At 65.6% G+C, this 26,327-nt stretch carries 27 protein-coding genes and 1 tRNA gene; 21 read left to right on the top strand and 7 right to left on the bottom strand.

All coding sequences use genetic code 11. The features are described from left to right. Position 1 precedes the first annotated feature (1 nt). The 10 genes from pdxR (at position 2) to DFR52_RS12120 (ending at position 11,446) form a co-directional block, all read left to right on the top strand. On the top strand, positions 2–1,483 hold the full coding sequence (gene pdxR / locus DFR52_RS12165) for a MocR-like pyridoxine biosynthesis transcription factor PdxR (RefSeq protein ID WP_110032250.1): 1,482 nt from the start codon (positions 2–4) through the stop codon (positions 1,481–1,483). A 131-nt stretch (positions 1,484–1,614) separates the two neighbouring features. After that, entirely contained in the window at positions 1,615–3,393 is a 1,779-nt protein-coding gene (xsc, locus tag DFR52_RS12160) for a sulfoacetaldehyde acetyltransferase (protein ID WP_110032249.1), read from the top strand. Next, positions 3,386–4,156: a sulfite exporter TauE/SafE family protein gene (locus DFR52_RS12155; protein WP_110032248.1), complete on the top strand. Its 771-nt coding sequence runs from the start codon at positions 3,386–3,388 to the stop codon at positions 4,154–4,156. The genes xsc and DFR52_RS12155 overlap by 8 nt, the downstream gene beginning before the upstream one ends. A gap of 263 nt (positions 4,157–4,419) precedes the next feature. Next, positions 4,420–5,424, top strand: coding sequence for a taurine ABC transporter substrate-binding protein (locus DFR52_RS12150; RefSeq protein WP_110032247.1), 1,005 nt, complete (start codon positions 4,420–4,422; stop codon positions 5,422–5,424). A gap of 88 nt (positions 5,425–5,512) precedes the next feature. After that, positions 5,513–6,319 carry a taurine ABC transporter ATP-binding protein gene (locus DFR52_RS12145; protein ID WP_110032246.1) on the top strand — a complete coding sequence of 269 codons (807 nt, stop codon included), beginning with the start codon at positions 5,513–5,515 and terminating at the stop codon, positions 6,317–6,319. Continuing rightward, a complete protein-coding gene (locus tag DFR52_RS12140) occupies positions 6,316–7,587 on the top strand; it encodes an ABC transporter permease (RefSeq protein WP_110032245.1) in 1,272 nt (423 codons plus the stop codon). The genes DFR52_RS12145 and DFR52_RS12140 overlap by 4 nt, the downstream gene beginning before the upstream one ends. 240 nt (positions 7,588–7,827) lie before the next feature. Next, complete coding sequence (aroQ, locus tag DFR52_RS12135) at positions 7,828–8,274, top strand: type II 3-dehydroquinate dehydratase (RefSeq protein ID WP_110032835.1); 447 nt, start codon at positions 7,828–7,830, stop codon at positions 8,272–8,274. Positions 8,275–8,333: 59 nt separating this feature from the next. Further along, positions 8,334–9,485 carry a benzoate/H(+) symporter BenE family transporter gene (locus DFR52_RS12130; protein WP_110032244.1) on the top strand — a complete coding sequence of 384 codons (1,152 nt, stop codon included), beginning with the start codon at positions 8,334–8,336 and terminating at the stop codon, positions 9,483–9,485. 178 nt (positions 9,486–9,663) lie between these two features. Further along, the gene (locus DFR52_RS12125; RefSeq protein WP_110032243.1) at positions 9,664–10,548 is read left to right on the top strand and encodes an MBL fold metallo-hydrolase; all 885 of its coding nucleotides are present in this window, start codon (positions 9,664–9,666) and stop codon (positions 10,546–10,548) included. Positions 10,549–10,792: 244 nt separating this feature from the next. After that, on the top strand, positions 10,793–11,446 hold the full coding sequence (locus DFR52_RS12120) for a peroxiredoxin (RefSeq protein WP_110032242.1): 654 nt from the start codon (positions 10,793–10,795) through the stop codon (positions 11,444–11,446). A 132-nt stretch (positions 11,447–11,578) separates the two neighbouring features. On the opposite strand, the gene DFR52_RS12115 is transcribed toward DFR52_RS12120, so the two are convergent. Then, the gene (locus tag DFR52_RS12115; protein WP_158284950.1) at positions 11,579–12,496 is read right to left on the bottom strand and encodes an exonuclease domain-containing protein; all 918 of its coding nucleotides are present in this window, start codon (positions 12,494–12,496) and stop codon (positions 11,579–11,581) included. Positions 12,497–12,533: 37 nt separating this feature from the next. Beyond that, the gene (locus tag DFR52_RS24505; protein ID WP_158284949.1) at positions 12,534–13,802 is read right to left on the bottom strand and encodes a hypothetical protein; all 1,269 of its coding nucleotides are present in this window, start codon (positions 13,800–13,802) and stop codon (positions 12,534–12,536) included. Between the two features lie 251 nt (positions 13,803–14,053). Between DFR52_RS24505 and DFR52_RS12100 the strand changes: the two genes are divergently transcribed. Both DFR52_RS12100 and DFR52_RS12095 read left to right on the top strand, forming a co-directional pair. After that, positions 14,054–15,013, top strand: coding sequence for an NAD(P)H-dependent flavin oxidoreductase (locus tag DFR52_RS12100; protein ID WP_110032238.1), 960 nt, complete (start codon positions 14,054–14,056; stop codon positions 15,011–15,013). Positions 15,014–15,219: 206 nt separating this feature from the next. After that, a tRNA-Thr gene (locus DFR52_RS12095) sits at positions 15,220–15,295 on the top strand. A 171-nt stretch (positions 15,296–15,466) separates the two neighbouring features. Here DFR52_RS12095 and DFR52_RS12090 read toward each other — a convergent pair. Next, positions 15,467–15,742: a type II toxin-antitoxin system RelE/ParE family toxin gene (locus DFR52_RS12090; protein ID WP_110032237.1), complete on the bottom strand. Its 276-nt coding sequence runs from the start codon at positions 15,740–15,742 to the stop codon at positions 15,467–15,469. Further along, positions 15,732–16,004 (bottom strand): hypothetical protein, encoded by a 273-nt coding sequence (locus DFR52_RS12085; RefSeq protein ID WP_110032236.1) that lies wholly within the window; start codon positions 16,002–16,004, stop codon positions 15,732–15,734. Before DFR52_RS12085 ends, DFR52_RS12090 begins: the two co-directional genes overlap by 11 nt. 157 nt (positions 16,005–16,161) lie before the next feature. On the opposite strand from DFR52_RS12085, the gene DFR52_RS12080 reads away from it, so the two are divergent. The 3 genes from DFR52_RS12080 to DFR52_RS12070 all read left to right on the top strand — a co-directional run bounded on the left by DFR52_RS12080 (position 16,162) and on the right by DFR52_RS12070 (position 17,919). Continuing rightward, entirely contained in the window at positions 16,162–16,434 is a 273-nt protein-coding gene (locus DFR52_RS12080; protein ID WP_158284948.1) for a DUF4172 domain-containing protein, read from the top strand. Between the two features lie 249 nt (positions 16,435–16,683). Beyond that, positions 16,684–16,890: a hypothetical protein gene (locus DFR52_RS24500; protein ID WP_158284947.1), complete on the top strand. Its 207-nt coding sequence runs from the start codon at positions 16,684–16,686 to the stop codon at positions 16,888–16,890. A 444-nt stretch (positions 16,891–17,334) separates the two neighbouring features. After that, positions 17,335–17,919 (top strand): hypothetical protein, encoded by a 585-nt coding sequence (locus DFR52_RS12070; RefSeq protein ID WP_158284946.1) that lies wholly within the window; start codon positions 17,335–17,337, stop codon positions 17,917–17,919. Positions 17,920–18,510: 591 nt separating this feature from the next. Here DFR52_RS12070 and DFR52_RS12065 read toward each other — a convergent pair. Beyond that, positions 18,511–18,807 carry a Dabb family protein gene (locus DFR52_RS12065; RefSeq protein ID WP_110032233.1) on the bottom strand — a complete coding sequence of 99 codons (297 nt, stop codon included), beginning with the start codon at positions 18,805–18,807 and terminating at the stop codon, positions 18,511–18,513. A gap of 155 nt (positions 18,808–18,962) precedes the next feature. Here DFR52_RS12065 and DFR52_RS12060 point away from each other — a divergent pair, with 155 nt between their 5' ends. Further along, the gene (locus DFR52_RS12060) at positions 18,963–19,460 is read left to right on the top strand and encodes a BON domain-containing protein (RefSeq protein WP_110032232.1); all 498 of its coding nucleotides are present in this window, start codon (positions 18,963–18,965) and stop codon (positions 19,458–19,460) included. 235 nt (positions 19,461–19,695) lie between these two features. Here the strand turns inward: DFR52_RS12060 and DFR52_RS12055 are convergent, their stop codons facing one another. Beyond that, the gene (locus tag DFR52_RS12055) at positions 19,696–20,067 is read right to left on the bottom strand and encodes a hypothetical protein (protein WP_110032231.1); all 372 of its coding nucleotides are present in this window, start codon (positions 20,065–20,067) and stop codon (positions 19,696–19,698) included. A gap of 390 nt (positions 20,068–20,457) precedes the next feature. On the opposite strand from DFR52_RS12055, the gene rfbF reads away from it, so the two are divergent. The 5 genes from rfbF (at position 20,458) to DFR52_RS12030 (ending at position 25,378) form a co-directional block, all read left to right on the top strand. Further along, positions 20,458–21,228, top strand: a complete 771-nt coding sequence (gene rfbF / locus DFR52_RS12050; RefSeq protein ID WP_110032230.1) for a glucose-1-phosphate cytidylyltransferase — start codon at positions 20,458–20,460, stop codon at positions 21,226–21,228. After that, positions 21,219–22,331 (top strand): CDP-glucose 4,6-dehydratase, encoded by a 1,113-nt coding sequence (gene rfbG, locus DFR52_RS12045; RefSeq protein WP_110032229.1) that lies wholly within the window; start codon positions 21,219–21,221, stop codon positions 22,329–22,331. Before rfbF ends, rfbG begins: the two co-directional genes overlap by 10 nt. A gap of 17 nt (positions 22,332–22,348) precedes the next feature. Beyond that, positions 22,349–22,900: a dTDP-4-dehydrorhamnose 3,5-epimerase family protein gene (locus DFR52_RS12040; RefSeq protein ID WP_110032834.1), complete on the top strand. Its 552-nt coding sequence runs from the start codon at positions 22,349–22,351 to the stop codon at positions 22,898–22,900. Further along, on the top strand, positions 22,897–24,144 hold the full coding sequence (locus tag DFR52_RS12035; RefSeq protein ID WP_110032228.1) for a class I SAM-dependent methyltransferase: 1,248 nt from the start codon (positions 22,897–22,899) through the stop codon (positions 24,142–24,144). The genes DFR52_RS12040 and DFR52_RS12035 overlap by 4 nt, the downstream gene beginning before the upstream one ends. 379 nt (positions 24,145–24,523) lie before the next feature. After that, positions 24,524–25,378, top strand: a complete 855-nt coding sequence (locus DFR52_RS12030) for a D-amino-acid transaminase (RefSeq protein WP_110032833.1) — start codon at positions 24,524–24,526, stop codon at positions 25,376–25,378. A 73-nt stretch (positions 25,379–25,451) separates the two neighbouring features. Here the strand turns inward: DFR52_RS12030 and DFR52_RS12025 are convergent, their stop codons facing one another. Continuing rightward, the gene (locus DFR52_RS12025; RefSeq protein WP_110032227.1) at positions 25,452–26,240 is read right to left on the bottom strand and encodes an SDR family oxidoreductase; all 789 of its coding nucleotides are present in this window, start codon (positions 26,238–26,240) and stop codon (positions 25,452–25,454) included. Positions 26,241–26,327 lie beyond the last annotated feature (87 nt).

Raw genomic sequence — 26,327 nt, 5'->3', positions numbered from 1 at the left:
CATGCGCGACCTCGTCTTCACCATCAACCGCGGCGATCCGCTGTCGCTGCAGAACCAGATCCAGGCCAAGTTCGTTTCCGCCATTCTCTCGGGCACGCTGGCCAAGGGCACCCCCGTGCCATCGACCCGGCTCCTGGCCACGCGGCTGAAGATCTCGCGAAACACGGTGACGCTCGCCTACCAGGCGCTGCTGATCGACGGCTATCTGGAGGCGCGCGAGCGCTCCGGCTTTTTCGTCGCGCGGGACATTCCCCGGACCAGCCGTCCAGCCGCACAGCGGGCGAAGGTCGCCGATGCCGACCTCTCCGAGCGCTTCGCCATGCGGCCGTCGCACCAGTCCAACATCTCCAAGCCTTCGAACTGGCACGATTTTCCGTTTCCCTTCATCTACGGCCAGACCGATCCGGCGCTGTTCCCGATTCACGAATGGCGCGACTGCACCCGCCAGGCTGTCAGCCGCAAGCTGGTGGAATCCTGGACCGATGATTCCATCAACAAGGACGACGCCGAGTTCGTCGACCAGATCCGTCAGCGGCTCTTGCCACCGCGCGGCATCGAGGCCTCGCCCGACGAGATCCTGGTGACGCTTGGCGCCCAGAACGCGCTCTACATCCTGGCGAGCCTGCTCTCCGGCGAGCGCAACCACATCGGCGTCGAGGATCCCTGCTATCCCGACGCCCGCAACATCTTCCGTCTGCATGCCCGGTCCGTCGCGTCCCTGCCGATCGATGCCGAGGGACTGGTGCTGGGGCCGGAACTGCGCGCCTGCAACGTCGTCTACACCACGCCGTCCCATCAACTGCCCACCAATGTGACCATGAGCGTCGAGCGCCGCCGCGAACTGGTCGCCTGGGCGCGAGCGTCGAACGCGATCATCATCGAGGACGATTACGAGTTCGAGGCCAATTTCACCGGGGAGGCGGTGCCGGCGCTCAAGTCGCTCGATGAGAGCGGCAACGTCGCCTATGTCGGGACTCTCTCCAAGTCCATCGTTCCGGGCCTGCGCATAGGCTACCTGGTCGGCTCGAAGCGGCTCATCGAGGAGGCGCGCGCGCTGCGGCGGCTGATGTACCGCCATCCGCCGGGCAACAACCAGCGCGTCACCGCGCTGTTCCTGGCGCTCGGTCATCACGACACGCTGGTCGGCCGCATGCAGCGCGCCTATCGCGAGCGCTGGGCGATCCTCGATCGCGCCGTCACCGAGGCCTTTCCCGGCTGGGCCCGGACATCGCGTTTTGGCGGCACCGCCTTCTGGATGCGCGGGCCCGACTGGCTCGACGCGGTGGAACTGGCGCGCAAGGCGGCCGAATACGGGGTGCTGATCGAGCCGGGACAGGTCTTCTTTGCCGATCCCTGGCACGGCAAGAATACTTTCCGGCTCGGATTTGCCTCCATTCCCGCCGAACGCATCGCCCCCGGAATTGCGGTGCTGGCCCGGGCGGCGGGCGAACTGGCCAGGGGTCGGTCCATGGCGCCGGGGTGAAAAGCGGAACTGCTGGTCCCATGGCTCTTTGGATTGGGGCCATCTGGCACTACTGGAGCCGCCGCTCTCGCCCCTAGAGTCCGGTCAAGGTCGGCAGGTCCGGCCATCATGACATGCGGGAGGAACAGACGATGAAGATGACCACCGAGGAAGCCTTTGTGAAAGTGCTGCAGATGCACGGCATCGAGCATGCCTTCGGCATTATCGGCTCGGCCATGATGGCGATATCCGATCTGTTCCCGCGTGCCGGCATCAAGTTCTGGGATTGCGCCCATGAGTGCAACGGCGGCATGATGGCCGACGGCTTCACCCGCGCCACCGGCAAGATGTCGATGATGGTGGCTCAGAACGGCCCCGGCATCACAAACTTCGTCACCCCGGTCAAGACCGCCTACTGGAACCACACGCCACTGCTGCTGGTCACGCCGCAGGCCGCCAACAAGACCATCGGCCAGGGCGGCTTCCAGGAGATCGAGCAGATGAAGCTGTTCGAGGACATGGTCTGCTACCAGGAAGAGGTGCGCGACCCATCCCGCATCGCCGAGGTGCTCAATCGCGTCATCATGAAGGCCTGGCGCGGCTGCGGTCCGGCCCAGATCAACGTGCCGCGCGACATGTGGACCCAGGTCATCGACATCGACCTGCCGCAGGTGGTCGAGATCGAGCGGCCGCGTGGCGGATCGACCGCCATCGCGAGAGCGGCGAAGCTGCTGTCGGAAGCGAAGAACCCCGTCATCCTCAACGGCGCCGGCGTGGTGCTGTCGGGCGCCATCGATGCCTCGCGCAAGCTCGCCGAGCGGCTCAGCGCCCCGGTCTGCTGCGGCTATCAGCACAATGACGCCTTTCCCGGCAGCCACCCGCTCGCCGTCGGGCCGCTCGGCTACAACGGTTCCAAGGCGGCCATGGAAATCATCGCCGGCGCCGATGTCGTGCTGGCGCTCGGCACCAGGCTCAATCCGTTCTCGACCTTGCCCGGCTACGGCATCGACTACTGGCCCAAGAACGCCGCCATCATCCAGGTCGACATCAATGCCGACCGCATCGGCCTGACCAAGAAGGTGTCCGTCGGCATCCAGGGCGACGCGCGGCTCGTCGCCGAGGAAATCCTCGCACAGCTCTCGCCGTCGGCCGGCGACGCCGGCCGCAAGGACCGCGAGGCCATGGTCCACCGCGTCCGCTCCGGCTGGCTGCAGCAGCTCTCCTCGATGGATCACGAGGACGATGATCCGGGCACCAGCTGGAACGAGCGCGCCCGCAACCGCGAGCCCGAGCGCATGAGCCCGCGCATGGCCTGGCGCGCCATCCAGCAGGCGCTGCCCAAGGATGCGATCATTTCGTCGGACATCGGCAACAACTGCGCCATCGGCAACGCCTATCCGAGCTTCGAGGAAGGTCGCAAATACCTGGCCCCTGGCCTGTTCGGGCCCTGCGGCTACGGATTTCCCGCCATTCTCGGCGCCAAGATCGGCAAGCCGGACGTGCCGGTGGTGGGCTTCGCCGGCGACGGCGCCTTCGGCATCTCGATGAACGAGATGACTGCCTGCGGCCGCAACAACTGGCCGCCGGTGACGATGGTCATCTTCCGCAACTACCAGTGGGGCGCGGAAAAGCGCAACACCACGCTGTGGTTCGACGACAACTTCGTCGGCACCGAGCTCAATCTCGGCGTCGAATACGCCAAGGTGGCCGAGGCCTGTGGCGTCAAGGGCGTCCAGGTCCGCTCGATGGCGGAATTGACGGCGGCGCTTGCCGATGCCATCGAGGGCCAGATGCAGCGCAACGAGACGACGTTCCTCGAAGTCGTTCTCAACCAGGAACTCGGGGAACCCTTCCGCCGCGACGCCATGAAGAAGCCGGTCTCGGTCGCCGGCATCAGCCCGGACGACATGCGCCCGCAGGCCGGTGCCTGAGACGGACCTGCTCGGCCTCCTCGGGCTGACCGCGCCGCAGGCCGCCGTCGCAGCGCTCGTGCTGCTGGCGGCGGGCTTCGCCCGCGGCTATTCCGGCTTCGGCTTCTCCGCCGTCACCGTCGCCGGCCTGTCCTTCGTGGTCGAGCCGGCGCTGGCGGTCCCGGTGGCCGTGCTGCTCGAGGTGGCGGCCAGCATCCTGCAGGGCCGCAGCATCTGGCGCGACATCGACTGGAAGTTGGCCGGCGCGCTGCTGGCCGGCGGCCTGGCCGGGAATCCGGCGGGCGTGCTGCTCTTGGCGATTGCCGATCCCTCCACGCTGCGACTGGCTGTCTACGGATTCGTCGCCGCCGTCTGTCTGGTTCTGTTCCTCGTTCCGCCGGTGCCCCGAAACCTGTCGCTCGCCGCCTGGCTGGGCGTCGGTCTGATCGCCGGCGCCATCAATGGCGCGATGGCTCTCTCGGGTCTGTTCATCGTCACCGTCATGACGCTCAGCGCCACGCCGCCGTTCCGGATCCGGGCGACGCTGGTGGCTTATTTCTTTCTCAGCGACATCTATGCCGGGGTGCTGCTGGCCGGCGGCGGGCTGATTGGCCGCCAGACACTGCTCCTGGTGCTGTGCGCGCTGCCGTTGGTCGCTGTCGGCATCGTGCTTGGGTCCAGACGGTTTCTGGCCGCCTCGGACGCGGGATTCCGCCGTGCGACACTGATATTGTTGCTCTGCATCGCGGTTTCCGGAATAATCCGCCTGATCCTGACGTCCTGATGCGGGCGCGGAAGCGAGGCGCCGGTCCTTGGCTACATGGTGTGTTGCAAACTGGCGCTAAGGACGGAAACGCGCTTGTACTCTAATCAGATCGGAGAGTCCGGTTTCGCCATTCCCATCGCGGATGGCGTGGATAACGGACCGGAGAATGGTGGAACAGCAGCAGTCCGGTCGCGCATCGGGACGGTCGAGCCGTCCGGCGCCAGAATCGGGATTGGTCATTGGATTGACCGGATCGTCCGGTCAAGGAACGGGAGTGCACTATGAAACAGTCTGTGAAATTCATGATGGGCGTCGCAGCCGCAGCGGTCATGGCCGGTGCCGGCTTTTCGACCCATGCGGCGGCCGAAGAGCTGACGGTCGCCTACTTCCTCGAATGGCCGACACCCAACCAGTTCGCCCAGGCCAACGGCCTGTACGAGGAGGCTCTCGGCATGAAGGTGAACTGGGTGTCCTTCGATGCCGGCACCGCGATGTCGGCGGCCATGGCGTCGGGCGACGTGCAGATTTCGTTCTCGCAGGGAATTCCGCCCTTCGTGGTTGCCACGTCCGCCGGCCAGGACCTGCAGGTCGTCGACGTCGCCGTCTCCTATTCCGACAACGACAACTGCGTCGTCCGTTCCAATCTCGAGATCACCAAGGACAACGCCAAGGAACTTGAAGGCAAGGAAGTCGGCGTGCCGCTCGGCACTGCCGCCCATTACGGATTCCTCAAGCAGATGGCGCATTTCGGTGTCGACGTCTCGACCATGAAGGTCGTCGACATGTCGCCGCCCGACGGCGCGGCCGCCTTTGCCAATGGCAATCTCGACATGGTCTGCGGCTGGGGCGGGGCGCTGCGCCGCATGAAGGAGCACGGCAATGTGCTCTTGAACGGCGCCGAAAAGGAAGCGCTCGGCATCAAGGTCTTCGATGCCACCACGGTCTCGACCGCCTGGGCGAAGGAACATCCCGAGGTGCTGGCCAAGTTCCTCAAGGTCACGGCCGACATGAACGCCAAATATGCCGGTGGCGGCGCAGAGGAAATGCTGCCGGTTCTCGCCAAGGCAGCCGGCATGGATGAAGCAGCCACCAAGGACACCCTTGCCGGCTTTGCCTTCCCGACCGTCGATGAGATGCTGAGCCCGGAATGGCTCGGCGGCGGCACCCAGACCTTCCTCAAGGAAGTGGCCGACTTCTTCGTCGCCCAAGGCACCATCGACAAGGCGCGCGATTCCTATGACAGCGCCGTCGACGCCAGCTACCTCGAGGCAGCCTCGAAGATGTGATGCGAGCGGCCGTCCGCTTGAGCGGGCGGCCATTTCCGCGCAGGGCGGTCCGTTGCGGACAGGGCCACGATCATCACAGGGGAACGCAGTGTCCGGACTGAAAATCGACAATATCTCCATGCGTTTCGAACTGCCCAACGGCGGATCCGTGCAGGCCTTGCAGAATGTCTCGCTCGACATTGCCAAGGGCGAACTGATGTCGGTGCTCGGACCTTCGGGCTGCGGCAAGACAACCCTGCTCAACATCGTCGCCGGGTTCCTGGCGCCCACCTCGGGCAGGGTGGAGCTCAATGGCCACGTGGTCACAGGACCGGCGGCCGAGCGCGGCATGGTGTTCCAGCAGGGCGCGCTGTTCGAATGGATGAGCGTGCGCAAGAACGTGTCCTTCGGCCCCGACATGAAGGGCATGCCGAAGGCTCAGAGCCGCGAGATCGTCGATCATCTGCTCGACACCGTCGGCCTGCGCGATTTCAAGGACAAGGCAGTCTACGAGCTCTCCGGCGGCATGCAGCAGCGCGTGGCGCTGGCCCGCTGCCTCGCCAACGATCCCGATGTCATCCTGATGGACGAGCCGCTGGGCGCGCTCGACGCGCTGACCCGCGAGAAGATGCAGGGCCTGGTGCTCAAGCTGTGGAAGGAAACCGGCAAGACCATCATCCTGATCACCCACTCGGTCGAGGAGGCGTTGCTTCTGGGTGAACGACTGGTGGTGATGGCGCCGCGCCCCGGCCGGCTGCACCGCGAATACCGGCTGCCCTTTGCCGAAATGGGCGTCAACGCCGACCTGCGCCAGGTCAAGAAACATCCGGATTTCGCCAGCAAGCGCGAGGAAATCCTCAGCATGATCTGGGACATGGAAGAGGAAATCATGGGTCGCACGGAGAGCGTGGCATGACCATCCTTCTCATCTATGTCGCCATCTTCGCCGCCGCCATGACGGGTTACAGCCTGGTGCGCGGCCTGTTCACGCGCAAGCATGACTTCACCAGCCTCAAGACCGTGACCTTCGGCGACGAGAGCGCGGTCAGCTCCAACCGGGTGGCGTCCATCATCTCGGTGCTGTCGATCTTTCTGATCTGGTGTTCGTTCACCGGTTCCACGCTGGTTCCCGGCTTCCTGCACGTGCCCGGCCCCTTTGTCGGCAAGGCCAGCATCGCCTACCAGGCCACCGCGCCGGACGGCAGCACCGACGACGGCATCATCCTGGTCGACGTGCACCAGGCCTCCGAGGCGGCCGACCTGGCTCCCCTCGACGCGGCCGCCGATGTCGGCTTTGCCCGGGACCGGTCGCTCGACATGGTTGCCTGGCGCTCGACGCTGATCTCGCGCAACGACCTCCTGCCCGATGCGCCGGAGGCTGTGATCACCTCCGTCGACGGCAGGCCGGTCACCCCCAACGGCGAGATCGAAATCCCGAGCGGTCTGGTGCGGATGACCGACAAGGGCAGCCTGGCCTTCGAACCGGCCAAGGGCTGGCAGATGGAGCCGATCTGGCTGCCGGCGCCCGAAACCGTGGTCGCCCGCTTCATCGAGATCTCGAAAAACGGCTACCAGAACGTGACGCTGTGGGAAAACCTCTCCTGGTCGCTCTACCGTGTGCTGGTGGGCTTCTTTCTCGGCTCCATCGTCGGCGTCCCGCTGGGCTACGCCATGGGGCTCAACAGCTGGTTCCGCGGCTGGTTCGACCCGATCGTCGAGTTCATGCGGCCGGTGCCGCCGCTGGCGCTGATCCCGCTGATCATCATCTGGTTCGGCATCTGGGAAACCGGCAAGATCTCGCTGCTGTTCCTGGCAGCACTCTGGATCATGGTCATCGCCGCGCGCTCGGGCGTATCGGGCGTGCGCATCACCAAGGTCCACGCCGCCTATTCGCTTGGCGCCTCGAAATGGCAGCTGCTCACCCGTGTCATCGTGCCCAATTCGCTGCCCGAGATCTTCACCGGCGCCCGCGTTGCCATGGGCGTGTGCTGGGGAACGGTGGTGGCGGCCGAACTGGTGGCGGCCGAGAAGGGCGCCGGCAAGATGATCATCGCCGCCTCGAAGTTCCAGAACACCGACATCGTCATCATGGGCATCATCCTGATCGGCATCATCGGCTATTCGATCGACATCCTCATGCGGATGGCTGAGAAATGGCTCATCCCCTGGAAAGGCAAGGCCTGAGCGAAGGTCGCGGCGCGCTTGACGCTGCGACCGGAATGTCGGACATATCCGCGCCGGTCACGGTCGCCGGCGCCTGCCGCCCCGCGCGCGGGCGCGGTGATCGACATCGCAGTCGCCAAAACATACAGCGTGAATTCTGATTCACGCGATGTGCCTTGGCTCTTTATAATCGAGCATGTCGTGATCCCGAAGCCGCTGCACGCATTCGGGCGGCATGCGTCAGCAGGAAGGCAGGTCTCCGTGAGCCGCACCATTTACATCCTCAACGGCCCCAATCTCAACCTGCTGGGCAAGCGTCAGCCGGAGATCTACGGTCATGAAACGCTCGCCGACGTGGAGGCGGAATGCCGCGCCGAAGCCGGCCGGCTCGGCCTGGAGATCAGGTTCGCCCAGTCCAACGCCGAATACCAGCTGGTCGACTGGATCCACGAGGCGCGCGAGACGGCGGCGGCGATCATCATCAATCCCGCCGCCCTGAGCCACACGTCGGTGGCCGTTCTCGATGCGCTCAACGCCTTTGACGGCGTGGTGCTGGAAGTCCACATTTCCAACATCCACAAGCGCGAGAGCTTCCGCCATCACTCCTTTGTCTCGGGGCGCGCCGACGGCGTCATCTGCGGCTTCGGCACCCAGGGGTATACGCTCGCGGTGCAGCGCGCCGGCCGCCTGCTGCAGAAGCAGTCATAGCGCCGAAGGCACGACCCGGCCGTCACCGGACTGCCGGGCCGGCTCAGCAAGGACCGCCCATGCCTCTTTCGATGATCTCGGCCGCGCTGGTGGCGGCCATTGTGGGCTTCGGCTCGACCATCGCGCTGGTGCTCGCCGCGGCGCTGGCCGTGGGTGCCTCGCCGGAGCAGACCACGTCCTGGATCGCGGCGATCTGCTTTGCCAAGGCGGCCGGCTCGGCGCTGCTGAGCACCTGGAAGCGGGTGCCGATCGTGCTGGCCTGGTCGACGCCGGGCGCCGCGCTGGTCGCTGCCTCCACCGGCGTCGATATCCACCAGGCCGTGGGCGCCTTCATCTTCGCCGCCGTCCTGATCGCGCTCACCGGCGTCATTCCGCCCGTCAACCGCGCGGTCAACGCCATACCGTCGGGCATCGCCTCCGGCATGCTTGCCGGCGTGCTGCTGCCGTTCTCGCTGGCGGTCGCCACCCAGGCGGTGGCCTTTCCGCTGCTGGTCCTGCCGCTGGTGGCGGTGTTCCTGCTCGTCCGTCTCGCCAATCCGCTGCATGCTGTGCTCGCCACCCTGCTGGCCGGCCTGGCGATCGCCTTTTCGTGGGGCGGCACCCCCTGGCCGCAGGTCTCGCCCGACCTGACGCCGCTTACCTTCATCGGGCCCGAATTCGCGCCCGGCGTGCTCATCGGGCTCGGCGTTCCGCTCTATCTCGTCACCATGGCCTCGCAGAATCTGCCGGGCTTCGCCGTGCTGCGCGCCAACGGCTTCACCCCGCCCGTCACCGCCGCGCTGGGCGTCACCGGCATTGCCTCCGCCGTCTCGGCGCTGTTCGGCGCCCACACCATTTCGATGGCCGCCATCACCGCGGCGATCTGCCTCGACGAGGGGGTGCATCCCGACCGCGACCAGCGCTGGAAGGTCGGGCTGGTCTATGCCGCGATCTGGGCCGTGCTCGGCATGCTCGGCCCGGTGATCATCGCCACGATCATCGCCATGCCTGCAGCCATCATCGCGGTCATCGCCGGCCTGGCGCTGGTCTCGCCGCTGATCGGCGCGCTCACCTCTGCCTTCGAGGTGCCGACGACCCGCTTCGCCGCCGCCGCCACCTTCATCGTCACCGCCTCCGGCATCGCCGCCTTCGGGGTCGGCGCGGCATTCTGGGGCCTGGCCGCCGGCTTGCTGGTGCATGGGCTCGAAGAGATCAGGCGACGGATCGCGTGACAACGTGATCGAGCTCGGTCTTCCGCCCGCGGCAATGGCCGATTCCAGCCTGAAGACATAGGTTGTCTTGAATATAGACGTACATTTATATATGCTGGCCGGGCTGGAAGCCGTCGGCGCCGGCATGCCGTGATCGCCGGCAAGGTGAAGCCTGTTCAGGAACCCGGAGGAATTGCCGATGTCGCCCCATCCCATCCGCATGGATGTCAGGCCGGAGGTCAAGGCGTTCTTCGACCCGGCCACCAACACGATCTCCTATGTCGTCAAGGATCCCGGATCGGCGGCCTGCGCGGTGATCGATACGGTGATGGACATCGACTATGCCGCCGGCCGCATCACCTACGGGCACGCCGACGCTATGATCGCTTATATCCGCGAGCACGGCCTTGAGCTCGAATGGATCATCGAGACGCATGTGCATGCCGACCATCTCTCCGCCGCGCCCTACATCCAGGGTGAGCTGGGCGGCCGGATCGGCATCGGCGACAGGATCATGGTGGTCCAGGACACCTTCGGCAAGATCTTCAACGAGGGCACCGAATTCCAGCGCGACGGCTCGCAGTTCGACGCGCTGTTTGCCGACGGCGACACCTACAGGGTGGGTGGCATGCAGGCCTTCGCCATCTACACGCCCGGCCACACGCCGGCCTGCATGGTGCATGTGATGGGCGACGCCGCCTTTGTCGGCGACACGCTGTTCATGCCCGACGGCGGCTCGGCGCGGGCCGATTTCCCAGGCGGCGATGCCGGCCAGCTCTATGATTCGATCCAGAAGGTGCTGGCGCTGCCCGACGCGATGCGGCTGTTCATGTGCCACGACTATGGCCCCAACGGCCGCGACATCGCCTGGGAGACGACCGTGGCGGCGGAACGCGAGCACAACATCCATGTCGGCGGCGGCAAGACTCGCGAGGACTTCATCCGCTTCCGCACCGAGCGCGACCGGCAACTGGCCGTTCCGAAGCTGATCATCCCCTCTTTGCAGGTCAACATGCGCGCGGGCGAGATCCCCCGGGACAAGGATGGCCGGCCGATGCTGAAGGTTCCGGTCAACGGCCTCTGACCGCATGGCGCAACGCGCAGTCTGCTTCGCCGCGCAGGGGGCAGCCGCGGTTTCATGTCTGGATCCGTGAGCAGTTCCGCCGCGACTTGTCCGAAATCAATGCCGCGGCCGTGCGATTCTGCCACAACAGCCCAGGCGGTCGCATCGACCCCGAAAAAGCCGCGCGTCGCGGCGAGGGCGTCGGTGGAGCCCGCCCTGGCCGGATTGCGGCCCGAACAGACATCTTTCCGCAAAGGAGACCGTCGTGACCCTGCACATCGGCGAAATCGCCCCGAATTTCCAGGTCGAAACCACTCAAGGCCCGATCGACTTCCATGCCTGGATCGGCAGGTCTTGGGTCTTCTTCTTCAGCCACCCGGCGGACTTCACGCCGGTCTGCACCACCGAACTGGGGCGCACGGCGCAACTCGCAGCTGCGTTCGCCGCCCGCAACGTCAAGTCCATCGGGCTCTCCACCGACACTGTCGCCGAGCACCGGGCCTGGATCGCCGACGTCGACGACACCCAGCACACGACGGTGGACTTCCCTGTCATCGCCGACCCGGACCTCAAGGTGGCCAAGCTGTACGGGATGATCCACCCGACCGAAAGCCTGACGGCAGCCGTGCGCGCGGTCTTCATCATCGATCCCTCGGCCAGGATCCGGCTGACCATGACCTATCCGATGAATGTCGGGCGCAATTTCGACGAGATCCTCCGGGTCATCGACGCCCTGCAGCTTGCCGATGCGCGCAGGATCGCCACGCCGGCGGACTGGCGCCCGGGCCAGCGGGTCATCATTCCGCCGTCCATCAGCGACGAGCAGGCGAGAGATCTGTTTCCGCAGGGCTGGAACGAGATCCGCCCCTGGCTCCGCACCACCAGCGTCAGCGATGCCGAAGCGGATGAAGCGGAATGAGAATGCATGTCGCCCGAAAGTGTGCAGCGGCTTCGGGACCACGGCATTCATGAATTCACGCGATGAGCTATAGGTCGGTCTGCAGCGGCGTCCTGAGGGCGGCGCAAGTCCGGCAGCCGCCGCGTCATCCGCTCAGGTCCCGCCCACCAGGCTGCGGAACTCGCCTTCGCCGATGATCCGGATCGGATATCCCTCGGCGGCAAGGTCTTCGGCCTTGCGGTGCTTGCTGCTCTTCTCCGCATCGGCGCGCATCGACGGATGATCGCCGCCAACGACGACGATGGTGGTCCGGTATCCGACCGTCGTCATCACCCGGCAGCCGGCGCGGGCGGCCATGCCGGCGGCGTCCTCGCGCGGCAGGCTGAGGTCGCCGCTGAAGACGATGGCTTCCCCGGCGAGGTGCCCGAGCGGATCGCCCGACCGGGCCCGCACCGCTGCCGGAAAGCGCGGGGAGGCCGCCTCCAGCCGTTTTGCAGGCGGCTTTGGCGGCGTTATCAGCGACCCGATGGACCAGCCCGTCCGGGCGGCGGCGATGGCCAGCAGGTGGCCGCAGGCGATCGCGTCGGCCAACGCGTCATGATGGGCGAAGTCGTGTCCGAGGAACCTGCAGACCTTGCCCAGCGAATAGCCGCCCCGCTCCTTCAGCTCCGGCCATGCCCTGCGCGCCACCGACAGGGTGTCGATCCAGCGGTAGTCCGGCATCGGCAGGTCGAAACGGGCCGAGGCGTTGGCAAGCGCCCTGCGGTCGAAGCTCGAATGGCTGACCAGCACATTGGCGCCGAGCGCCGGGTGCAGGTTGCGCATGATGTCGCTGAGCAGCATGGCGCCGGCCACGTCCGCCTTGCGGATGCCGTGGATGGCGATGTTGCCATGGTGGAAATCGCAGCCGGGATTGGCGAGCGATTTCCACCCGGCGGTGAGCCGGCCGTCCCGGAAGGTGGCGAGTCCCACCTGGCAGATCGTCCCCGGATCGGAATTGGCGGTTTCCACGTCGATGGCGATGAAGTCGAGGCCGGGGACATCGGCGCCGATGCGGCGGTCCGGGATCATGCCGGCGATCCCGCGGCTCTGGCCCGGGGCGGACGCCTCATCCGCCCGGACGCATCCGGATGGCCAGCAGGTCGATGCCCCTGCCGCCGCCGCTGATGTCGCTGTTGATGACGATGTGCCCCGGCGAACTCGGCGCCAGAGCCCGGTCATAGTCGAGATTGAACAGGATGTCGGTGGTCTCGTAGGTGACGTCGAACCGCCGCCGGCCGCAGTCACCCAGCGTCGAGAACTCGCATTTGACATAGATCTGCGTGGCGTCGTTGGTGGCCGAGCGGACGGTCAGGGCCAGCACCGACTTGCGGCCGGCCAGCGTCTGCAGCACATCGGCGCCGAGCGGGATCAGCACCTCGCCGTTCTGGTCGGCGGCGCGCGAGGTGATCCTGAGCGCCGGCGCGTCGCCGTCGGTGACGACCTCGGCCGTGGCGCTGCCGCGCGTCGAGACCGTCGCATCGCCCGCTGGATTGTAGACATCGGTCCATTCGCCGGAAAAGCCGCTGCCCGGCTCCAGCTGCCGCAACGCGCTGCCGTTGCCGGCGAAATCCTCCTCCGAGACGGTCGGCGGCGGGTTCGGCACGCCGGTGTCGCGCTCGGCGGCGGATTTGAAGGCGCCGCTTTCGGACGCGAACCAGATGCCGATGCCGATGAAGGAGGCCATCACGGCGCCGGAGAAGATGGCCGAATACACTGGCCGCTTGCGCCGCTTTCCGCGCTCCTTGGGGACGTGCACTTTCCTGGGCTGCTGCGGACGGCCGCGCGCTTCCGGAGTGACGGGGCTGGCCGCCCTTGCCGGGCCGCGTTCTCCTGCGGCCGGGGCGACGTCGAGCCGCCCCTCGCGGCTCTCGCCGGCCCCGCCCCGCGGATTGGTTGGCGATGGCGCCTGGTCCCAGTGGTCGGCGGCGGGCTCGGCCCGGCGGGTCTCCACCGGCGGCGCCGGCGGCGGGTCGAACCGGGAGACGTCCGGGGAGGAAGTTTGTGTCGACCGGGTCGGCGCTTCGGGAAAGTCGAAGGCCCGCGCGGAGGCCGGCGGCGCCTCCACCGGCGGCTGGGGCTGACGCTCGGGCGATGGCCGGTGGTCGGCCATCGAGCCCGGCGTTCCCGGCGGCGCCCACTCCGCCTCGATGCCGGCAATCAGGGCCTCGAGCCTGGCTTTCTGGTCCGCCGCGATCCCCGCCTCGGTGATGCCCTGGCGTTCCAGGCTGCGCTCCAGCGCCGTCCGCGCGGACTGGTAAATGCGCCCGCGCGCCTCGGCGCCGGGGATTCCGGCGCGGTCGAGCGCACTTCGTATGGCCGCTTCCATCCCTGTCAATGCCGGGTCCTTTGTTGAGGGCCGCGGTCCATGCCTTCGCATGTCCGGACCATCCGGTGGAAACCGCTTCCAACCTGCTGGTTTGGTAGGCCTTCGGCTGCCAAAACTCAAGGCCGTAGCGCGGGGGGCGGTGGATAAGCCCGCAAGGCAGGCGCGCGGCGATGCGGGTCGGGCGGGCTTTTCACTCCCCGAGAGGTCTGCTATGCAAATTGACGTTTGCGTAAACGTCATATTTCATTCCGCGAGGCGCCATGACCCTTCCAGCCATCCTGAAAACCCATCTTCGCCTTCCCGTGGTCGCCGCGCCGCTGTTCATCATTTCGCATCCGCCGCTGGTCATGGCCCAGTGCAAGGCCGGTGTGGTCGGCTCGTTTCCGGCACTCAACGCCCGCCCCGAGGCGCAGCTCGACGAATGGCTGGCCGAGATCACCGAGGGCCTGGCCGATCACAATGCGAAGAATCCGGACCGGCCGGCGGCTCCCTTCGCGGTCAACCAGATCGTCCACCGCTCCAACACGCGGCTTGAGCACGACCTGACCATGTGCGTCAAATACAAGGTGCCGATCGTCATCTCCTCGCTCGGCGCCGTGCCCGAGGTCAACGCCGCCATCCACTCCTATGGCGGCATCGTGCTGCACGACATCATCAACAACCGCCACGCCCACTCGGCCATCAACAAGGGCGCCGACGGGCTGATCGCGGTCGCCGCCGGCGCCGGCGGCCATGCCGGGCCGATCTCGCCCTTCGCGCTGATCCAGGAGATCCGCGAATGGTTCGACGGTCCGCTGCTGCTGTCGGGGTCGATCTCCACCGGCGGCGCGGTGCTCGCAGCCGAGGCGATGGGCGCCGACATGGCCTATATCGGCTCGGCCTTCATCGCCACCGAGGAGGCCCGCGCCCAGGACGCCTACAAGCAGATGATCGTCGATTCGAGCGCCAAGGACATCGTCTATTCGAACTATTTCACCGGCATCCCCGGCAACTATCTCAAGCCGTCGATCGCGCTGGCGGGCATGGATCCCGACCATCTGCCCGAGGCCGATCCCTCCAAGATGAACTTCGACGGCGCCACCTCCGGCGCCAAGGCTTGGAAGGACATCTGGGGTTGCGGCCAGGGCATCGGCGCGGTCAAGCAGGTGCTGCCCGTGGCCGGCCTCGTCGACCGGCTCGAGGGCGAATACAGGGCGGCGCGGGCGCGGCTGGCGCTCTGACCGTCCTCCGCCGCTTCGCGTCGGCGCGGCCAGGCGCCGAGCGTTCCGGTCGGTTGTCCGGATCCGTCTCTGCGGGCGCGGTCGGCCCCGGCGGCGGGGCCGAAATGAAAAATCCGGGTCCGCGTCCTCATCCGGCTTGAACTTTGCCGGCAATCAAGGTATCTGCCGTCTCCATCCGGGGGCGCAACCATCGCCCCGTCCGGCGGGCCGCTTTAGCTCAGTTGGTAGAGCACGTCATTCGTAATGACGGGGTCAGGTGTTCGAGTCACCTAAGCGGCACCATTTTATCTTGCGGGCAGGGCGACCCGTTCAACATACTGAATATCTGAGTCTCCCGCCTTGCCTCCAGTCAAATTCCAGCGCCAGAGCACCATCGGATTCGCCAGAACACCGGAAGGCATCGAGGCGAGGTGTGAGGTGGCGATCCTCGACAATGCCCTGTACGGTCTGCGCTCAATCGGATGCGGGCCTTTGCGCTCCGTGGAAGATGCGGCCGATGACGATCTCATCCGAGCCAACTCGGTACAGGATGATGTGCTTGCCATGCACGAACTGGTGCGTGCGGCCCTCGTAAATCCTTCCCATGTTGGGATAGTGACCCAGGATCTGGAATACAGCGTCGAGTTCGCGCAGGTATTTCTCGGCCTGTGCGAGGCCGAACGTATCGACGGTATAGCGGTGGATATCCTTGAGGTCTCGTTCGGCGCGCTGCGTAATCCTATGACGCATGTGTGGATTCGGCGCCAGCTTCCCGAATGATGTCCTCTAGCGACTTTTCGCTGACCGGGCTGTCAAAGCCCTCGTCAATGGCGGCCCGGATGGCCTTGCGCTTGTCGTCAGGCGAAAGCGCGTCGAACCACGCGCGCTGCGCCTTCGTCGGAGCAGCCCACGGATAGACGTCGATGCTGATGGTCTCAAGCATGTTCATGAGATGAGTATAGGCAAAGACGCCCGGAATTGCCAGAATATTGGCGCCGCCGGCGCCGCGCACACGGCCATCAACTGCGCAATGAGCGGTTGATGACCGGTTCGGGCGACGTTCCCCGGTGGCAGTCACATCCGCAATGGGTCATGGAACCAGTTCTATCGCTCATGGAAACGCGTCCATGTGAGTTATGGAAGGACGTCTATAATTCATGGCTTGGAACTTGGACCATCTGGACTGGCCGGACTTCGCCTGTGACGGCGCGGTGATCGCCCCTTGGAGACGCGGTTTCAGCGCCAGTCAGACGTTGTTGTCGGGCATTGAAACACGTCACCTCAGCACCGAAGCGATCAAGACATCGGAGATCGAGGGCGAACTCCTCAATCGCGACTCGGTTCAGGCATCCATCAAATACAATCCGGGGCTGGAAACGCCCGATCGCAAAGGGAAGCCCGCTGAGCAGGGCATCGCCAAGATGATGACCTCTCGCCGGTAGCGAACTGATTGTCGTCAATGGTGTGGCGGGCAAGACGTATATTGGGCATTTGAGATTAAAAGCGGCGCTCTTAATTAAAGAAACTGACACCTCGATTTGCCGGTCGTTTCCAGCTTGAGTGGCGGCGTTTAAGCACCCCTGCGCGCCGAGCGTTGCGTTCAGAGGTTGAGTTTCGGGCATTTTCGCCGGTTGTTTGGGATGCTTGCGATTTCGTCCGGATTTCGCTCATGCGGACGCAGTGCGCCCCTGATGCCAGACATAACGCAGCATGTTGTAGGCGATATTGGCCATTCCGATCTTCAGCGTCGCCCTGCCGATCCCGATGGTCCTGACAAAGAGCTTCTTCTGTCCTTCTGCCGGGCAAAGACATGCTCGACAGCGGACCTGACCTTCGATCGCCGCCCATTGGCTTTCGACATCGTCTCCGGCATCGGCTTGCCATTCGGCTTCTTCTGATGAATGTCAGACGTCAGGCCGTTCCTTTCCAGCCATTCCTCGTTCTTCTTCGACCGGTAGGCGCTGTCCACTGGCTGGCAGACAAGCGAAGCGCCGTCGAGAAGCGACCCAGACTGTCGAGCCCGTGTTGTCTTTGGCAACGACATCCCTGAGTTGGGCGCCGTCATCGGCGCTGGCACTCGTCACCGTCCATCGTCGGATGAAGCCGTGCGCCCTGTCGATGCCCGCATTCGCGGCGCTTGCAGATAATGTGTTCAGGGCCAATTTTGAGTGGAAACTGGCAGTCTTAGGAGAACAGTGGTGCGCATAGTATGCCCTGAATTCCGACGGCACTCGCATTTACTTGTGCCGACCGTTTGTGTGATTATCTATTTCCTATAGATATGCTGGCAGAGGGAGGCGGTTATGATCTTACGACAACGTCTACTAGTCCTGGGTTCGCTTTTGATCGTATTGCAGGGCGCTGCGAAGGCCGATGATCTTACAGATCAGACTACGAACATCATCCGAATATGTGCGCCGAGCGAGAATCTCCGCCTCCGTCTTTCCGGTGAAGTCGGCGGTTTCATCGCGAAGCGACTGATGGGCGCTCAGGCCGATGGCGACGGCGAACTGTTCCGAGATGGTGAAATACTAGGACGGATGATCGAATTGAGCCCTGCCGATTCCAAGGAAATCTACAAAATGTATCTGGACTGCGTCAAACCGCAGGTAGATCGTTTTGTTGAAGCCCACCCAGTGGAAGGAGCGCGAACCATCATGCCCGGTGAGAGCTTTGGGCTAAGCTACGGAAGCAGCGTGAGCCTTTTAAGCGGTGAGTATCATTTTGCAGTTGGAGGAGTTCGTTTCAACCGGGACAAAAAGACTGTTTGGAAAGTCCGAACGACCCTGACAGGAGGCGGACGAACCGCGCAAAGGCAACTTGAGCTTTCGGAGCATGTCTGGTTCCCAGACAAGAGCTGTCGGGTTGTTTACACTGGCGTCAATCAGGATAGCACGGTTTTTCGCTTTAGGCTGCAGTGCAGCTAGGTGCAGCTACTGGAGCCGTGAATTCCAGAGTAGCCACATAACGGAAGCCCGGTATTCCTTTACGCGCCCTGCTTAACCAAAAACCCGATATGTTCGGACTACGCCTGCAGTGCTTCACGCTTCTCCTTGTCGTCGGTGGCTTTCGCGGAATCGCATCGCCGATCTGTTCGCGTGAAAATCCGTCATTTCCCGACGCATTGCCCATATTTTCGACGACGGGGGAATTGGCCGAGGATCCAGTTGTTGCAGATTTTGCAACAACTGCCGCTGACGGAAAGACCCATGTGCTGGATTCAGACAGCGGCGCTCCTAATTAAAGAAACTGCAGTTTTGTTTATTGGTGACGGTCACTGATTAAAGGCCGGAAACCAAGAGGCGGATCGGCCGTTATGTCGGGAATCGCCACTTCCCCGGCATCGGCGAGACAGCGGACTCCACTCCCCGTTCGGTGATCTCTCACGGTCCCCTTACGCAACGGACCGGCACCATCGGGAGTGGCGGGAATCTTGCGATGACCGGCCGTTCCGCCCCGTCAAGGCGCAGTCTCAGCGCCGCACGGGACGAACGGATGTGCGCGAAACCGCCCCCGGTTCAGCCGAGCGGCGCGTAGTCGATCTCGAGAAATTCCGCGACCTCGGGGATCCAGCGGTCGCGGACGAAGGCGACGTGGTCGGGATGGTCGTTGTAGGCGCGGTAGGCGTCCTCGCCGGAAAATTCCATGGAAAAGCCGTGCGTGAACGCGTTCTTCGGCGAGGTCTGCCGCAGGGCCTCGAAGCGCTCGACGCCCGGGATCGCCGAGAGGATCCGCTCTCCGTCGCTGAGAAATGTCCGCTCCGCCTCCGAGCCGGCCGCGTGGCCGAGCCGGAATGCCACCGTGTGTCTGATCATCGCAAGTCCTCCCTGGCGGAGTTGAGCCTGCCCTTGCGCCGCTGTCCAGCGGCAATTGATTCCGGCAGGCCGCGGTCGCTCCGCCGGGCCGCGCGCGCCGAACCTTTTGCGCTCTGGGAAGTTCTGTGAGGGACACTGTTGGAAAGGACAAGACAATGGCAACCTCTCGGAAGACCGGCGAAGGCGACACCTCGCGCGAGGCCGATTATGCGGACTACGAGGGTCGCGACATCCGCGACGGCTGGCCCTATGCCGACGGCGATTCGGCGGCGGCCCGCAAGCGGGAAACGGGCAGGGACAGCCGGAGCCTGGGCGAAGACGAGCCGGCGGACATGCAGGTGAGCGGCGAAACCGCCATCGACAGCTCCGGCGGTCCTGATCCCGATCCCGGGTCCGAACTTGACGCGATCGACGACGATGACCTCGAGGAACGGATCTACGACATCCTGAGCGGCCGGGACGATCTCGACGTTTCGACCATGACGGTCACGGTCCACGGTGGTCGGGCGACGCTTTCAGGCTCGGTCGAAACCCGTGAACAGCGCGCGCTGGCGGAACGGATCGTCCGCTCCTTGGGCGGCGTCAGCGAGACGTCCAACGACCTCTCGACCATCGGCGTCGGCAGCCACATACCGCCCGACTACGACGAGTAGCGCTATTAGGAGCCGCCGCCGGTGGCGGCGGCAGGCCCGCCGGTTCAGGGCACGGGCGCCGCTTCTCCCCCAAAACGCATCGGGCCCCGACGCATTTCGGCGTCGGGGCCTGATGGTGCGACAGCCCATCGCGTGAATTCAGATGCACGCGATGGGCCTTGGCTCTTCGTCATCATGCATGTCGTGATCCCGAAACCGCTGCACACTTTCGGGCCACATGCATGAGGAACGGGGGTCAGCGCGAGCCGAGCACAGGGCAGGACGAGGTGTTGGCGAACACCACGTTGACGCGGTGGCCGCGCTTGACGCCGCGCACCGTGACGGTGCGGCGGTTGGCGTCGGTCAGGCGGGCCCGATGGACACCCATGCGTTCGGCCTTGTTCAGCGCGCGCTGCGGCGAGCAGGCGTCGCGCGTCTGCTGGCGACCGTTGTTCCAGCCATTGTGGCGATTGCGGTCGTCGTGGCGGCCGTTGTTGTCGCGGATGATGACGCCGTTGGTGCCGAGCTGGAGCTCGATGCCGGCAGCCGATGCGGCGGGCGCCGAGACGGCGAGGCCGGCCGTTGCCAGCGACAGGGCGAGGAAGGCGGACTTGATGATGCTGTTCATGACATTCTCCGTGGATGGCGCACGCGCGCCGGTGAATTCGCTTGCCTCGGGCGGACAATTCCGTTCGATTGATCTGATACTGGACGGTCCCGGCTGAACCCAATCCGAAGTGATTGTTCATCCCCGGTTCACGGCACGTCGGCGAGTGCACAACACCCGGCGCGCTGTTTGGTTCCCGCACCGCCATTCATGCCGGAGCCCGGCCTGAAAAGCCGCCAGCCTGGGGAAAGTTTGACATCCTATGGTGCCGGAAGTGTCACATCGGGGAATCCCTCACGCAATGCATCCGCGCTCGCACCAGCGGCAGCAGGTTATCCGCACCCCGTGGGCCGGTGCCGTCCCCCCGGTGCGCGTTGCAGGCCCGCTCTCCGACATGCCGGCGGTGCGGCCGTGAAGGCGGTCATTCTCGCCGGCGGCCTGGGGTCGCGGCTGGCGGAGGAGACCCACACCAAGCCCAAGCCCATGGTCGAGATCGGCGGCCGGCCGATCCTCTGGCACATCATGAAGCTCTATCATGGCCATGGAATCCGCGACTTCATCATCTGCTGCGGCTTCCGCGGCTATGTGATCAAGGAGTATTTCGCCAATTACGCCCTGCACATGTCCGACATGACCTTCGACATGTCGACCAACCAGGTGCGCTTCCACAAGCAGAGCGCCGAGGACTGGCGGGTCACGCTGGTCGACACCGGCGAGACCACCATGACCGGAGGCCGGCTGAAACGCGTCGCGCCCTATCTCGAGGGCGAGGAGGATTTCTGCTTCACCTATGGCGACGGTCTCTCCGACGTCGATATTTCCGCCACCATCGCCTTTCACCGTGGCCATTCGTCCCTGGCCACGGTCACCGCCGTGCGTCCGCCGGCCCGCTTCGGCGCGCTCAAGCTCGAAGGCGACAGGGTCGACGGCTTCATGGAAAAGCCGGACGGCGAGGGCGGCTTCATCAATGGCGGCTTCTTCGTCCTGTCCCATGACGTGCTCTCCCGCATCGAAGGCGACCAGACCAGTTTCGAGGGCGAACCGCTCGCGCAACTGGCGACCGAAGCACAGTTGCGCGCTTTCTTCCACCGCGGCTTCTGGTTGCCGATGGACACGCTGCGCGACAAGAACCAGCTCGAATCGCTCTGGTCATCCGGAAAGGCGCCCTGGAAATGCTGGTAGGTCTGCCCGATCCCGCCTTCTGGAAAGGCAAGCGCGTTCTGCTCACCGGTCACACCGGCTTCAAGGGCAGCTGGCTGCTCTACTGGCTCGAGGCGATGGGGGCGCAGGTGTCCGGCCTGGCGCTGCCGCCGGAAGGGCCGGTGTCGCTGTTTGACGGCCTGCATTCGATGGGCCGCCTGGCCGGCGAGGTCGCCGACATCCGCGACGCCCATGCCGTGCTGAGCCTCGTCGAGACGGCGCGGCCGGAAATCGTCTTCCATCTGGCGGCGCAATCGCTGGTGCTGCGCGGCTATGCCGACCCGGTGGGCACCTTCGCCGTCAATGTCGCCGGCACCCGCAATGTGCTCGAGGCCGTGAGCCGGGTCGGCACCGCGCGCGCCATCGTCGTCACCACCACCGACAAGGTCTACAGGAACGGGGATGGCGGCCGCGCCTTCGTCGAGTCCGACCCGCTGGGCGGATCCGATCCCTATTCCGAAAGCAAGGCCGCCTGCGAACTGGTGGTCGCCGGCTATCGCGTCTCGCATTTCGAGGCGGCCGGCTGCGGCATCGCCACCGCGCGGGCGGGAAACGTCATCGGCGGCGGCGACTGGGCCGAGAACAGGCTGCTCCCCGATGCGGTGCGCGCCTGGTCACGCAAGGCTTCGCTGGAGGTGCGCCGTCCCGGCGCCACCCGTCCCTGGCAGCATGTGCTCGAGCCGCTGCGGGGCTATCTGGTGCTTGCCGAACGGCTTCATGCCGGCGGTCCGCTTGCCGGCGCCTACAATTTCGGCCCGGATTGCGAGAGCGCAAGCGTTCGCCACGTGCTGGCGCTGGCCGCCAGCCATTTCGACGATGCCCGGATGGATCTCGCGCCGCAGCCCGAGGGACCGCATGAAGCCCACGCGCTGGCGCTGGATCCCGGGCTTGCGCGTCGCGACCTCGGGATCACCTCGCTCTGGGCGCTCGACCAGACGGTCGCCATGACCGCGCGCTGGTACCGCCAGTCGCTGGCTGGCGTCGACAGCCGAAGCCTCTGCGCCGAGGACCATGCGACCTATCTTGATTCCGCCCTCCGCGCCGCCTCGGGCGAGCGCCGTGCAGCAGCCGGCGGCCGCCGGTGAGCACGCGGCTGACGATCATGCCGCTGCTTCCGGCCGAGGGAAGGTCGGGCCCGCAGCTCATCGGCCGCAAGCGGCTCGCCGACGACCGCGGCCATTTCTCGCGGCTGTTCTGCGCCGAGGAGCTTGCCGAGGCCGGCTGGACCGGTCCCGTCGCCCAGGTCAACCACTCCGTCACCGGCCGCGCCGGCACCGTGCGCGGTCTGCACCTCCAGCGGCCGCCGCATGCGGAGATGAAGCTGGTGAGCTGCATCCGCGGCGCCGTCTTCGACGTCGCCGTCGATCTGCGGCCGGGCAGCCCGACGCGCTTTACGGCGGTGGCAGCCGAGCTCTCGGCCGAGAACGGGCTGGCCATGCTGGTGCCCGAAGGCTTCGCCCACGGCTTCCAGGCGCTCTGCGACGGGTGCGAGCTGATCTACCTTCACTCCGCCGGCCACAGCCCCGGCTCGGAAGCCGGCCTGCGCCACGACGATCCGGCGCTTGCCATCGCCTGGCCGCTGCCGGTTGCGCTGGTCTCCGAGCGCGATGCCGGCCTGCCGTCGGTTGCCGCGCTGCTGGCGGAGGCGACATGAGGACCTGTCGGCACTGCGCGGGCGCGGAGTTCGTTCCCTTCCTCGATCTCGGCGAGGCGCCGCCCTCCAACGCCTATCTGGCCAGCGGGGACCTCGATCGTCCGGAAAAGCGCTATCCACTGGTCATCCGCACCTGCACCGGATGCTGGCTGACCCAGACCGAGGATTTCGCCGACCGGGAGGAGTTCTTCTCCGGCGACTATGCCTATTTCAGCTCGTTCTCGAGCACCTGGCTCGCCCACGCCAGGGCCTATGTCGAGGCGATGACGGCGCGCTTCGCCCTGGGCCCCCAAAGCCGCGTGGTCGAGATTGCCGCCAATGACGGCTACCTGCTGCAATATGTGAGGTCCGCGGGAATTCCGTGCTACGGCGTCGAGCCCACGGCCGGCACAGCGGCCGCCGCGCGTGCGCTCGGCATCGACATCGTCGAGGACTTCTTCGGCCTGTCCCTCGGCCGCCGGCTGGCGGAGGCGGGCCGCGGCGCCGACCTGATCGCCGCCAACAACGTGCTCGCCCATGTGCCCGACATCAACGATTTCGTTGCGGGCTTCGCCGCGCTGCTCAAGCCCGACGGGGTCGCCACCTTCGAGTTTCCCCATCTCCTGGAGATGGTGCGCGGCAACCAGTTCGACACGGCCTATCACGAGCATTATTCCTATCTCTCGCTGATCGCGGTCGAGCGCGTCTTTCGCGCCAACGGTCTCGTGGTCTTCGACGTCGAGACGACGCCGCATCATGGCGGCAGCCTGCGCGTCCTTGCCTGCCGCGCCGACTGCGGGTCGCATCCCGAGACGCCGGCGGTGGCCGCGCAGCTCAGCGCCGAGCGCCTGGCGGGCATGGACACGCCCGCCTTTTACACCGGCTTTCAGGGCCAGGCGGAAAGGCTGCGCGACGAATTTCGTGCCTTTCTTGCCCGTGCCCGCGCCCGGCGGCAGACAGTCGCCGCCTACGGCGCCGCCGCCAAGGGCAACACGCTGCTCAATTTCGCCGATGTCTCAACCGAAAGCATTGCCTTCGTCGTCGATCGCAATCCGGCCAAGCAGGGACGCTTCCTGCCGGGCTCGCACATACCGATCCATGCCGAGGCGGCGCTTGCAGACCAGAAACCAGACTGGGTGGTGATCCTGCCATGGAATCTCGAAACCGAAATCAAGAGCCAGCTTTCCTATATCAGCGACTGGGGTGGGAGATTCGTGACGGCGATCCCGTGCCTGACGCTCCACCCGCAGGCGTCGACCAGGTGATCGTCGACAGTCCGGCGGACGGCGCGCCGGAGCGGTTGCGGGTCGAACTGACGCGATTCCGCTCCCGATCCGGCCGCCCCGCCGGAGGGCCGCGCGGCTGAGCCGCCCGCGCGAGCCGAGGTCCCTGCCGCCGCGGCGGGCGGCAGGGTTCACCGTGGCGAGCGATTTTTTACGTCTTTGATGCCCTGCGCGCCCATAACGCAGCCGTTTGCGGAGAAACCGCTTGGCGCGGTGCGTCAATATCTGGCAAGACATCAGTCTGGCGCGCGAACCCGTTGAACATGGTGTCGTACCGCTCCCACACATTCACTGTGGAGCAGATTGTCCGTTCCTGGTGATGTCGCCGGCGGTGCGCTGCTTCAGTCAAAAGGAGTCCGTCATGCGTACGGTCTATGTCAACGGGGCCTATGTGCCCGAGAATGAAGCTCGCGTCTCCGTGTTCGACCGCGGCTTCCTGTTCGCCGACGGAATCTACGAAGTGGCGGCGGTCATCGGCGGCAAGCTGATCGACTTCCCCGCCCATCTCAACCGGCTTCACCGCTCCGCTGACGAACTGGGCCTGCGGGTCGACGCCAGCAACGAGGAACTGCTGGCCATCCACCGTGAGCTGATCAGCCGCAACGGCATCAGCGAGGGCGTCGTCTACATGCAGATGACCCGCGGTGTCGCCGACCGCGATTTCGCCTATGACACCGACAGCATGGAGCCCACCCTGGTGCTGTTCACCCAGAGCCGGCCGCTCCTGGAAACCAGCACGTCGAAGAACGGCATGAGCATTGTCTCGGTCGAAGACATCCGCTGGGGCCGGTGCGACATCAAGACGGTACAGCTGCTGTATCCGTCGATGGCGAAGATGGAGGCGAGGTCGCGCGGCGCCGACGACGCCTGGCTGGTCCGCGACGGCATGGTCACCGAGGGTTCCTCCAGCAATGCCTTCATCGTCACCGGCAACGGCATCATCGTCACCCGGCCGTTGTCGAACGCCATCCTGCCCGGCATCACCCGCTCGGCGCTGATGAGCTATGCGGCGGCCACCGGCACCCGGATTGCCGAGCGCACATTCAGCATCGAGGAAGCCAAGGATGCCGCGGAGGCCTTCGTGACCTCGGCGTCGGTCTTTGTCGGGCCCGTCATCTCCATCGACGGCGTCGAGCTGTCCGGCGGCAAGCCCGGACCAGTCACCATGGGCCTGCGCAAGACCTACATCACCGAAAGCCTGAAGCGGGCCAACTGACCGCCGGACGAACCGCCTTCCCGGATGCCGGGAAGGCGGTCCTCGGGACATGCCCGACTGCGGCGGGAGCCGCTCAGACCGATTTGATCGCGCCGCCGTCGCAGCGGATCATGCCGCCGTTGAGGTAGCTTGCCCGGTCGCTCACGAGAAAGGCCGCCACCGAGGCGAATTCCTCGACCATGCCATAGCGGCCCACCGGAATCTGCGACCTGGCCATGTCCGCCACCTCCTCGAGGCTGCGCCCCGAGCGCTTGGCGTTGGCGGCGTCAAGTTCCTTGAGCCGGTCGGTCTCGATGCGCCCCGGCAGCAGCATGTTGAACGTCACGCCATCGCCGGCCACTTCGTTGGCCATCGACTTCGACCAGCCCACCAGGGCCGCGCGGATGGCGTTGGACAGGCCGAGATTGGGGATCGGCTGGATCACGCCCGAGGAGGCGATGGTCAGCACCCGGCCCCAGCGCTGCTCTCGCATGGCCGGCAGCAACCGGGCGGTCACGTCCATCACCCGCAGCACCATCATCTCGAACTGCCGCTGCACCACGGCAATGTCGGCGCCGGCCATCGGCCCGGGCGGCGGGCCGCCGGTGTTGTTGACCAGGATGTCGAGCCCGCCAAGCGCCTTGCCGACCGCGTCCTCCAGCAGGGCAGGGGTGGCCTGGTCGCCGAGGTCTGACACCACGAAATGCGCTCTTCCGGCGCCCCTGGCGTTGATGGCATCGACCGCCGCCTGCAGCCGACCTTCGTCGCGGCCGGTGATCATCACCATCGCGCCTTCGGCGGCGATGGCTTCAGCCACGCCGAGCCCGAGCCCGCGCGACGAGGCGAGCACGAGCGCCCGTTTTCCGTTCAAACCAAGATCCAATTGATATCCTCCTGCTTTGCGTCGAGCCGACTGGCCTGCTAAACGCTTCGGCGACACACAAGCTGCGCGGCGTCAAAAGGTCAACCC

Source organism: Hoeflea marina (assembly GCF_003182275.1).
GTDB lineage: Bacteria > Pseudomonadota > Alphaproteobacteria > Rhizobiales > Rhizobiaceae > Hoeflea > Hoeflea marina.
The sequence above is the reverse complement of the archived record's forward strand: the minus strand, read 5'-3'. Positions and strand labels throughout refer to the sequence as shown.

Coding starts and splice junctions, on each gene's coding strand:
- DFR52_RS12130 (WP_110032244.1), top strand. CDS start 8,334: ATGCCTCTTTCGATGATCTCGGCCGCGCTGGTGGCGGCCATTGTGGGC.
- DFR52_RS12035 (WP_110032228.1), top strand. CDS start 22,897: ATGAGGACCTGTCGGCACTGCGCGGGCGCGGAGTTCGTTCCCTTCCTC.
- DFR52_RS24500 (WP_158284947.1), top strand. CDS start 16,684: ATGCCAGACATAACGCAGCATGTTGTAGGCGATATTGGCCATTCCGAT.
- DFR52_RS12125 (WP_110032243.1), top strand. CDS start 9,664: ATGTCGCCCCATCCCATCCGCATGGATGTCAGGCCGGAGGTCAAGGCG.
- pdxR (WP_110032250.1), top strand. CDS start 2: ATGCGCGACCTCGTCTTCACCATCAACCGCGGCGATCCGCTGTCGCTG.
- DFR52_RS12140 (WP_110032245.1), top strand. CDS start 6,316: ATGACCATCCTTCTCATCTATGTCGCCATCTTCGCCGCCGCCATGACG.
- DFR52_RS12065 (WP_110032233.1), bottom strand. CDS start 18,807: ATGATCAGACACACGGTGGCATTCCGGCTCGGCCACGCGGCCGGCTCG.
- DFR52_RS12030 (WP_110032833.1), top strand. CDS start 24,524: ATGCGTACGGTCTATGTCAACGGGGCCTATGTGCCCGAGAATGAAGCT.
- DFR52_RS12060 (WP_110032232.1), top strand. CDS start 18,963: ATGGCAACCTCTCGGAAGACCGGCGAAGGCGACACCTCGCGCGAGGCC.
- DFR52_RS12115 (WP_158284950.1), bottom strand. CDS start 12,496: ATGATCCCGGACCGCCGCATCGGCGCCGATGTCCCCGGCCTCGACTTC.
- DFR52_RS12040 (WP_110032834.1), top strand. CDS start 22,349: ATGCCGCTGCTTCCGGCCGAGGGAAGGTCGGGCCCGCAGCTCATCGGC.
- DFR52_RS12150 (WP_110032247.1), top strand. CDS start 4,420: ATGAAACAGTCTGTGAAATTCATGATGGGCGTCGCAGCCGCAGCGGTC.
- DFR52_RS12100 (WP_110032238.1), top strand. CDS start 14,054: ATGACCCTTCCAGCCATCCTGAAAACCCATCTTCGCCTTCCCGTGGTC.
- rfbG (WP_110032229.1), top strand. CDS start 21,219: ATGCTGGTAGGTCTGCCCGATCCCGCCTTCTGGAAAGGCAAGCGCGTT.
- DFR52_RS12055 (WP_110032231.1), bottom strand. CDS start 20,067: ATGAACAGCATCATCAAGTCCGCCTTCCTCGCCCTGTCGCTGGCAACG.
- xsc (WP_110032249.1), top strand. CDS start 1,615: ATGAAGATGACCACCGAGGAAGCCTTTGTGAAAGTGCTGCAGATGCAC.
- DFR52_RS12090 (WP_110032237.1), bottom strand. CDS start 15,742: ATGCGTCATAGGATTACGCAGCGCGCCGAACGAGACCTCAAGGATATC.